We start from the raw sequence: 8,713 nt of genomic DNA, 5'->3' as shown, positions 1-8,713 counted from the left end.
TTACCAAGAAAGCACTGTGATAGTAGATTATTCAAAGAATATTAACTTGTACCAATTTGTAGAATCCGACTCCAAGAAATAGGGGGTTAGACCATTTTTTTTAATGAGTACCCAATTGCGACTTTAACACCATCTTCAGCATAACTTTTCGCCAAATCAAGTAGTGAAATATCCTCGGTAACTTTTATTATAAGATCATAAAGTCCACCACCACAAGCGTCAGTCCTTTTTTTACTTAACGTTAATAAATAATCTTGATCAACACCTTTTGCAAATTCACTGATATCTTTGAAGTCATCTCCTTCAGGATAAGTCCAATATTCAATGTCAATTTTTTTGTATCTCATTTTCTTAAATTACCTATAACATCTGTATAAATCTAACCTACATCACCTTTTCGTGTATATTCGTTTTGTGCGGAGGTACTTGCGTAGCTGTCTGTGCTCCCAAAGTAAGCAATTCGCCGATTTGATCTAGCGATGAATCTACATTTTTGTTAGTGTGTCGCCCAGCGGAATGCCGCCCAACAAAAACTACCCACAAAAAAAGGTACCTCAAGCCACGTTTGGAGCCAAGGTACCTTTGTAAGCTGCTTTGCAAAAAAAACTACTCCTCCTCCTCGGGCAGGAAAGTCAGGTAGCTGAAGAGATTTTCATCGAACATGTCCTGGGCCAGTTCCTGGAGCTGGGCGGCGGTGATTTGCTGGATCTCACCAAAGATTTCCGTCAGTGAATCCACCCGGCCCGTATCCAGCAGGCTTTTGGCCATCATGAGCATAAAACTCATGTTGCTTTCTTCCGACATCGCCAGCTGCCCCATGAGCTGTACCTTGGTGTGGTGCAGCTGCGTGGGCGTGAGTGGCTGCTCGCGGAGGCGCTTGAGCTCTTTGTGGATGAGGTACATACTACGACTGAGCTGCCGGGGCTCGGTCCCGAAGTAAATGCCCAGAAAGCCCGTGTCGAGGTAGGGCGTGTAGTTGGCCTCGATGGAGTACACGAAGCCGTAGCGCTCGCGCAGGGCCATGTTGAAGCGAGAGTTCATGCCCGGTCCGCCCAGCAGGTTGACCAGCATAAAGAAAGGTAGGCGGCGGTCGTCGGCGAGCGGGTACGACGGCCGCCCCATGGCGCTCTGCGCCTGCGTGAGGGAGCGCTGCACCTCCTGCCGCGTGGGTACATAGAGCTGCGGAGCCTGCCGCACGCGCGCCGTACGCTGGGTGGGGAGGTCGCGCAGGTACTTTTCGGCAATCCGGATGACCTTCGAAAAAGGCAACCGGCTTACCGAAGCCACCACGATTCGCTCCGTATCCAGGTTTTCGGCTATGAAGGCCCGCAGGTCGTCGCGCGTGAAGGAGCGCACTGTTTCGGAAGTACCCAGGATGTTGTAGCCCAGCGCGTGGCCGGGAAATAGCAGCTGATCCAGATCGTCCTGGATGGCGTCTTCGGGCGAGTCGTAGTACATCGACATCTCCTCCAGGATCACGTTACGCTCGCGGTCGATCTGACGCTCGGGGAAAATCGAATGAAACGAAATATCCACGAGCAGGTCCAGGGCCTTGTCGAAATGCTCGTCGAGCACCGAGGCGTGAAAGCATATTTTCTCCTTGGTGGTGTAGGCGTTCAGCTCCCCGCCCACGGTTTCGAGGCGGTTGATGATGTGGTGCGAGCGGCGCTTCTGGGTACCTTTGAAAGCCATGTGTTCCCAGAAATGCGCCAGCCCCTGCTGGTGCGGCTGCTCGTCGCGGCTGCCGATGTCGAGCATGATGCCGCAGTGCGCAATCTGCGTATAAGGTACCTGTTTGTGGGCAATCCGGATTCCGTTCGGGAGCGTGTGTAGCTGGTACTCTTCGGAAAGAGCACCCGTCGTCGAGGGATTCACGACCCGTTTGCGGGTTACATTTTTCTTCATTCTGTAAGAACAAAAAATACCTGCCGATAATTTTCGGTGGTATGTACAAAATTAAGCATTTTTGTCGGATTACCCCTAACTACCATGAGTCCGCAACGTATCCTGGTCATCCAAACGGCCTTCATCGGCGACGTCATTTTGGCCAGCGCTCTGCTCGAAAAGCTACATGCCCATTTTCCGCAAGCCCAACTCGACCTGCTGGTCCGGCGCGGCAACGAAGGCCTTTTTGCGCAGCATCCCTACCTGCACGAGGTACTTATTTGGGAGAAAAAAAAGCGAAAGTACCGTAGTCTTTTTGCACTGCTGGGCAAGATTCGCCGCCGCCGGTACGATGTAGCCATCAACCTGCAACGCTTTGCCGGTACGGGCCTGCTCACGGCGCTGTCGGGCGCGCCGATGCGCGTGGGATTTGACAAAAACCCGCTGTCGTTTGCCTTTACGCACCAGGTACCCCACCGGCTCGAAGCCGGTACCCACGAGGTAGACCGCAACCACGCCCTCATCCAGCACCTTACCGACGCTCAGGTACCCCCACCGCGCCTGTACCCGTCCCCCGCCGACTACAAACGGGTACTTCCCTACCAGCGCCAGCCGTACCTGTGTATCGCGCCCGCGTCGGTTTGGTTTACGAAGCAGTACCCCGCCGAGCGTTGGGCGCAGCTCATCCGGCAGCTACCAGGTACCTACCGGATCTACCTCCTGGGTAGCCCCACCGACCACGCCCTGGCCGAGCAGATCTGGCAGGGAGCGGGAGCAGGTACCTTGGTGGAGAATGTGTGCGGGCAACTATCGCTGCTGCAATCGGCGGCGCTCATGCAGGGGGCTGTCATGAACTACGTCAACGACTCGGCTCCCCTGCACCTGTGCTCGGCCGTGAACGCGCCCGTTTGCGCGGTCTATTGCTCCACGGTACCAGAGTTTGGCTTTGGCCCGCTAGCCGAGCAATCGTTTGTGGTGGAAGTACCCGAGCCCCTGCCCTGCCGTCCCTGCGGCCTGCACGGCCACCGCGCCTGCCCCGAAGGCCATTTCCGCTGCGCGCTGGACATCAAGCTAGAGCAGCTGACGGGGGTACTTTAGGGGTACTTGTAAGACCAGCGCTAACCCTGATTTGCCATCAGGGCTGTGTCTGAATAGCGTTTCAAACGCCGCTTGAATCCGTCTCCAATCACAGATCGGGACGAGCCCAGGTACTTTAGGGTACTTGCAAGAATTAGCGCTAACCCTGATTTGCCATCAGGGCTGTATCTGAATAGCGTTTTAAACGCTAATTGAAGGCATCCCGATCGCAGATTGGGACGAGCGTTTGGTACTTGAAAAACCAGCGCTAGCCCTGATGGCAAATCAGGGCTGTGTCTGAATAGTGTTTTAAATGCTGTTGAAAGGCATCCTGATTAAGAATTAGGACGAGCGCTAGGGGGTACTTTTGAAGTACCTTTCGATGAGGTCCAGGGCGGGGCCGGTCATGCAGGTCGTGAGGAGCGCCATTAGTACCATCATCGTAAATATTTCCGGACTCAGGATACCCAGGTCGTACCCGATGTTGAGGACGATCAGCTCCATGAGCCCGCGGGTGTTCATGAGTGCGCCGATGGACAGGCTGTCTTTCCAGCTTTGTCCCACTACCTTCGCCGCCAGGGCGCTTCCCAAAAACTTTCCGGCCACCGCCACCCCGATGATCCAACCGGCTACCTGCCACAAGGAAGGCTCGCTCAAAAGACCTACCTGCGTCTTTAAACCAGTAATCACAAAAAACAAAGGCAGTAACAGCACCAGGGCCACATCTTCTACCTTTTCGGCCAGGGCCCGGCGGAATTTTTCGTGGTCGGGCATGATGACGCCCGTCAGGAAAGCGCCGAAGAGGGCGTGAATGCCGATGACCTCCGTCAGCCAGGCCGAGGCCAGCAGTACCAGGAAGAATACCGCCACCACGGAGCGGCTCAGGGGGCGGTCGGTCCCGTAGCGCCGGGCCATTTTTGCTAGCCAAGGATGTACCCCGTACAGCATCAAAAGAATGAACATCCCCGACAAACCAATGACCCACAGCAGGCTCACCCAAGTACCCGCTTTCACCACCACAATGACCGCCGCCAGCAGGCACCAGGCTGTTACATCGTCCACGGCGGCGCAGGTAATGACCAAGGTACCCAGACGCGTTTTGTGGAGGCCACGCTCCTGCACGATGCGCGCCAGCACCGGAAAGGCCGTGATGCTCATGGCAATGCCCATAAAAAGGGCAAAGGAAAGAAAATCGACCGACGCCGGGGCGTATGACTGGTAGATAAAGTACGCCAAAAGTACCCCCAGAAAAAAGGGAACCACGATGCTGGCGTGGCTGATGACCAGGGCTTCGTGCGCCTTGCTTTTGATCATTTTCAGATCCAGCTCCATGCCCACGATGAACATGAAAAACACCAGCCCGAGCTGGCTAAGTACCTGCAGGTACCCCAGCGACGCCGCCGGAAACACCAAGTCCGAAAAAGCCGGAAAATAGTACCCTGCCAAAGACGGCCCCAGCAGAAGCCCGGCCATGATTTCGCCCACCACGGCCGGTTGGCGGATTTGCTGAAAAAGCCACCCCAGCAAACGTGCTGCGCTAAGGATCACGATGATCTGAACCAATAAAAGGGCCAGCGGATGGTGGAGATTAGTCAGGAAGGTCTCACCGAATCCCGGCCAGGGCTCAGACACGGGGGGTACTTGATGGATGGTTCGGCTGTTTTGTAGCTGGGTACCTGCTCCGACCAGCCAGTACATCAAAGCCGCAAAGAGCCCGAGCAGAAACAGGTAAAAGAAACTGGTCTTGAATTTACGCATGAAAAGGTAGCGATTTGGGCTGGTCTTTACACAAAACGATTATGCTAACCCCGATTTGTAACCGGGGTTGCATCTGCCTGCGTTTAAAACGCAACTAGATAGCAGCCTGACTACAATCCAGGTGGCCCCACCGATACGAGCGTCGCGCTGGTCCCGACGGAGCACAAAAAAATCAGGCAAAGCGAAGTAAAAGTACCTCACTCTACCTGATCAGGATTTTTTTATGATTAAAGATGCAACTACCTTCCACCCCCAGCAACGTCTACTGCTCGCCCCGGTACTGCTCAATGATCCGGTAGAGCGCTTTTTGCTTTTCGAGCTCGGGGAAGAAATCGAAGAGCTGCGCGTGGCCTTCGTAGTTAAGGGTAAGCGCTATTTCCAGGTTGAGCAGCGCCTCGCGGTACTCACCGGCGTGGATGAGGTAGATCGCCAGGCGGTAGTAAAGATCGGCTTCCTGGGGCATTTCGTCTACCGCGGCCTGCACCAGATCACACGCCCGGGAGTAGTTGCCCTGATCAAAAAGTACCAGCGACCACTTCAGCCACACTTCGGGGTTGGTGGGTTCGATCTCAGCCGATTTCTCGAAGGCTTCAAAGGCCGACACCACGTTACCCAGCCGGAATTCGGTTTCGGCCAGAGCCAGCCAATAGTCGGGATTCAGCTCGGTGATTTGGATCGCTTTGCGCAAAAACCCGATGGCCTCGTGCCAGCGCTCCAGCTCACTCATGCAAATCCCCAGCCCAAACCAGCCGTCGTCCCACTCGCTATCAAGCTTCACGGCTTCGCGGTAGTGCCGGATGGCGATTTCGTACTCGCCCATTTTTTCGTAGCTAGCCCCCAGGCAGCAGCAGGTTTCGGGCTGCGGCCCTTCCAGCTCAATGGCTTTTTGGTAGTTCTGCCGCGCCTTTTCGTACAGGCTCAGGTTCATGTACGAATTGCCCAGGTTGAAGTAGGCCGACGCAAAATCATCCTTCACGAGCGTGGCGTACTCGTAGGCCCGCGCAGCCTCCTCGAAGCGCTCCAGCTTGCTGTAGGCAATGCCGAGGTTGTACCAGGCGTGGTGCGAGAAAGGCTCCTGGTCCACGAGCTCGTTGTAGTAGTCGAGGTGGCTCTCTAGCTCCCCGATCAGGTCCAGGCAGTGGGCCAGCTCGTAGAGCGCGTGCTCGTTTTTAAGGTTGATCTGGATTGACTTTTTGTAATTGCGGATGGCCTCCTCGTACTTGCCCCAGTTCTGGTAGCTCTGGCCGATCTGGTAGTAAATATCGTCTTTGTCTTCCGCCACGTCGAGCATGCCTTCCAGGATGTGCACCGACATTTCGTACTCGCCCATGAGGTTATAGATCGCCCCCTGCATGAAGGGGATTTCGCTGTCGCCGGGATGAAACAACGCCGCGCGCTCGAGGATGTCCATGGCGGGTTCAAACTCGTTCCGATTGGCCAGGAGCTGCGCTTTGTTTAGCATCAGTTCCAGCGAATACGGGTAATTCTCGAGCCCTAATTCACACGCTTTAAACGCTTTATCCCATTCCCCTTTATCCAAATAATGTTCTGCAACCTGCTCGTACGTTTCAAGATCAAAAAACTCTTTGGCGTCGGTTTTGAGCATGTGTTCGAAGCGACGCAATGTTTCCTTCATAAAATCTTTTCTTTCCTCAAAGTCCTGCTCCATCGTACACAAATAATGGGTTAGAATGCCCTACAAAGGTACTTCAATAACACCACAGTTCACAGCGGGCGCCTACTCCTGATCGGGAAAGGTACCTTTGTTTGGCAAGTACTCTGTTCCCTAGGATCACGAACGGACTGTCCGTAGGCCCGCCTGTGGGTGACCTGCTTGATTAACCAAAGAAAGGTAAAAAGAATTATTCGATTATCAAATTTCTTCTCTTCCGAAACTTCCCGCAACCCGACGGATCGTGTGGTCTACGGGTTGAAACGTAAAAGAAAGGGCGTTCTGTATTTTTTCGCTGCTGTATCGAAACCGGTGCGTGGCCGACTTGGCGCTCTCGCGGGTGATGAGCGGGGTACTTCCCGTCAGCCAGGAACGCAGGGCCTCCAGCCGCCAGATCACCGCCGCCAGCCCCGCCCCCACCCGGATCGTGGGGCGTTTTTTGCCAAAGGCATCCGCTACTTGATTGAAGAGCGCCTGGTAGGTCATGCTGCCCGCGTTGAGCAGGAAGCGCTCGCCCGTGATGTCCGAAAAAAGCAACCTACTCACGGCCTCGGCCACGTCCTGCACGTCCACGTAGTTCACCATCCCCTCGGTGTAGAAGGGCTTTTCGTCGTAGGCGTAGCGAAAAAGCCGCGTGCTGCTCCGATGCCAGTCTCCCTCGCCCAGCACCAGCGACGGGTTCACGATCACCGCGCGCAGCCCCTCGGCCACGCCCCGCCACACTTCCAGCTCGGCCAGGTACTTGGTCTTGGCGTACTGCGAGTTGGTCGGTGATTCTTCCCAGCGTTGGCTTTCATCAATCACTACCTCCTGCCCCTGAAGTACCCGTCGGGGGTCGGGGCGGCCCAGGGCGGCGTTGCTGCTCACGTGGCAAAGCTTCCGCACGCCCGCGTGCAGGCAGGCGTTCACTACGTTGAGGGTACCTTCTACGTTCACTTTGTGCATCTGGTCGCGGTCGCGGGGCGCAAATGACACCATCGCCGCCGCGTGCACCACGTAGTCGACGTCCCGGATGAGCTGCTCCAGACGCAGCAGGTCCAGCAGGTCGCCCTCTTCCCACACCAGCTGGCTTTCTACTTCCTGAAGCAGCGACCGGTCCGAGCCCGCCCGGTGCAGCGCCACCACGGTGTGCCCATCGCGCAGCAGGCGCTTCGCCACGGCGCTACCTACCAAGCCGGTGGCTCCGGTAATGAGGATTTTCATGGAATGAATTCGTTCTGATTCGCCTTCAAAGGTCGCTAAAAATAGTCAAGAAAGTACCTTGCAAAGTAGCACAAGCTAGTTCTTATAGATTCCTATTCAAATAATACTCATTAAGGCTCAATAAAGTACCCTATTGATAAGTGAATCGTTTTATTAAAGTACCAGGTAGGATTCCTCTTGGTAGGCAACCCGCGATAGGGAAAGAGAAATTGATTGAAAAAGTAGACCGCCGCGCGGTCACACGTTTATAGAAATTGATCAGCCCAAAAATACATTTAGGTACCTAGTCCCCCTCTTCGAGCTGAAATACCTCGTCGACGGGCTTGTCGAACACACGGGCAATCTTCATGCCCAGCGCCAGCGTGGGCGAGTACTTACCGGCCTCGATGGCGTTGATGGTCTGGCGCGACACTTGTACCCGCTCGGCCAGATCGGCCTGGGTGATGTTCAGGATGGCGCGCTCGATGCGGATGCGGTTGGTCATGACAGGCTCCTTTCTCGTTTGGCTTCCAGGGCGGGCTGTACCTGCAGCAGCCAGTGGAAACGGAGCACAAAAATGAGCAACGGCGTGAACATATTATAGATCATGACGTTGATAAATCCGAGGCCGTGCACAAACAGGATGCAAAGTACCAGCACCAGCGTATTGCCATAGATGGCCCACTGCAACGACTCCAGCCGCAGCTGCGCCGCGCGCTCGTCTTCTACCTTTAGCCGCGCAAAGCCCACGATAAATAGCCCCGCCAGAACGGAAAGCGAAAGGATTTCGTCGATCAGTTCCAGCGTAATGGTACCGTCCTTGTAGTTGATAAAATCAATGATTCGATCCACCTCTGACTTCTGGTCGATAAAAGGCCAGGGAATGGTGACTTCGGCGTGAAACGGAAAAGTACTGTCGTCGATCAGCAACCAAAGGCCCAGCGAAATACAGACCACCAGCAGTACCCAGCCGAAGGGTTTCCAGGCGTGGGGCAATAGATTTTTTGTTTTCATGGCTAACAGATGGTTATAGGTGAAGGTATTTTCTGGGCATAAATGTAAAGTCAATTTTAATATATGTCAAGTATTTTTTACAAATTAGCAATTATATTTTACCTATCAATTTGCAAACGCGGTAAA

General features: G+C 54.6%; 8 protein-coding genes. 1 reads left to right on the top strand and 7 read right to left on the bottom strand.

The features are described from left to right. Positions 1–86: 86 nt before the first annotated feature. Complete coding sequence (locus HNQ92_RS25055) at positions 87–347, bottom strand: hypothetical protein (protein ID WP_184178608.1); 261 nt, start codon at positions 345–347, stop codon at positions 87–89. A 259-nt stretch (positions 348–606) separates the two neighbouring features. Continuing rightward, entirely contained in the window at positions 607–1,905 is a 1,299-nt protein-coding gene (locus HNQ92_RS25050; RefSeq protein WP_184178606.1) for a M16 family metallopeptidase, read from the bottom strand. 84 nt (positions 1,906–1,989) lie between these two features. Between HNQ92_RS25050 and HNQ92_RS25045 the strand changes: the two genes are divergently transcribed. Beyond that, positions 1,990–2,982, top strand: a complete 993-nt coding sequence (locus tag HNQ92_RS25045) for a glycosyltransferase family 9 protein (protein WP_184178604.1) — start codon at positions 1,990–1,992, stop codon at positions 2,980–2,982. A 333-nt stretch (positions 2,983–3,315) separates the two neighbouring features. Here the strand turns inward: HNQ92_RS25045 and HNQ92_RS25040 are convergent, their stop codons facing one another. From HNQ92_RS25040 to HNQ92_RS25020, 5 genes are all read right to left on the bottom strand, one after another. Beyond that, positions 3,316–4,719 carry a cation:proton antiporter domain-containing protein gene (locus HNQ92_RS25040; RefSeq protein ID WP_184178602.1) on the bottom strand — a complete coding sequence of 468 codons (1,404 nt, stop codon included), beginning with the start codon at positions 4,717–4,719 and terminating at the stop codon, positions 3,316–3,318. Positions 4,720–4,981: 262 nt separating this feature from the next. Next, positions 4,982–6,388 carry a tetratricopeptide repeat protein gene (locus HNQ92_RS25035; RefSeq protein WP_184178600.1) on the bottom strand — a complete coding sequence of 469 codons (1,407 nt, stop codon included), beginning with the start codon at positions 6,386–6,388 and terminating at the stop codon, positions 4,982–4,984. A gap of 204 nt (positions 6,389–6,592) precedes the next feature. After that, positions 6,593–7,594, bottom strand: a complete 1,002-nt coding sequence (locus tag HNQ92_RS25030; RefSeq protein ID WP_184178598.1) for an SDR family NAD(P)-dependent oxidoreductase — start codon at positions 7,592–7,594, stop codon at positions 6,593–6,595. Positions 7,595–7,877: 283 nt separating this feature from the next. Continuing rightward, the gene (locus HNQ92_RS25025; protein ID WP_184178596.1) at positions 7,878–8,078 is read right to left on the bottom strand and encodes a helix-turn-helix transcriptional regulator; all 201 of its coding nucleotides are present in this window, start codon (positions 8,076–8,078) and stop codon (positions 7,878–7,880) included. Further along, a complete protein-coding gene (locus HNQ92_RS25020) occupies positions 8,075–8,587 on the bottom strand; it encodes a hypothetical protein (protein WP_184178594.1) in 513 nt (170 codons plus the stop codon). Before HNQ92_RS25020 ends, HNQ92_RS25025 begins: the two co-directional genes overlap by 4 nt. Between the last annotated feature and the right edge of the window lie 126 nt (positions 8,588–8,713).

The organism is Rhabdobacter roseus, assembly GCF_014202275.1.
GTDB lineage: Bacteria > Bacteroidota > Bacteroidia > Cytophagales > Spirosomataceae > Rhabdobacter > Rhabdobacter roseus.
Note: the sequence above shows the minus strand (reverse complement) of the source record. Positions and strands in the feature narration are given on the sequence as shown.

What these genes read in the sequence shown, in the direction of transcription:
- HNQ92_RS25030 (WP_184178598.1), bottom strand. Translation starts at nt 7,594, where the DNA reads ATGAAAATCCTCATTACCGGAGCCACCGGCTTGGTAGGTAGCGCCGTG.
- HNQ92_RS25020 (WP_184178594.1), bottom strand. Translation starts at nt 8,587, where the DNA reads ATGAAAACAAAAAATCTATTGCCCCACGCCTGGAAACCCTTCGGCTGG.
- HNQ92_RS25050 (WP_184178606.1), bottom strand. Translation starts at nt 1,905, where the DNA reads ATGAAGAAAAATGTAACCCGCAAACGGGTCGTGAATCCCTCGACGACG.
- HNQ92_RS25040 (WP_184178602.1), bottom strand. Translation starts at nt 4,719, where the DNA reads ATGCGTAAATTCAAGACCAGTTTCTTTTACCTGTTTCTGCTCGGGCTC.
- HNQ92_RS25045 (WP_184178604.1), top strand. Translation starts at nt 1,990, where the DNA reads ATGAGTCCGCAACGTATCCTGGTCATCCAAACGGCCTTCATCGGCGAC.
- HNQ92_RS25025 (WP_184178596.1), bottom strand. Translation starts at nt 8,078, where the DNA reads ATGACCAACCGCATCCGCATCGAGCGCGCCATCCTGAACATCACCCAG.
- HNQ92_RS25035 (WP_184178600.1), bottom strand. Translation starts at nt 6,388, where the DNA reads ATGGAGCAGGACTTTGAGGAAAGAAAAGATTTTATGAAGGAAACATTG.
- HNQ92_RS25055 (WP_184178608.1), bottom strand. Translation starts at nt 347, where the DNA reads ATGAGATACAAAAAAATTGACATTGAATATTGGACTTATCCTGAAGGA.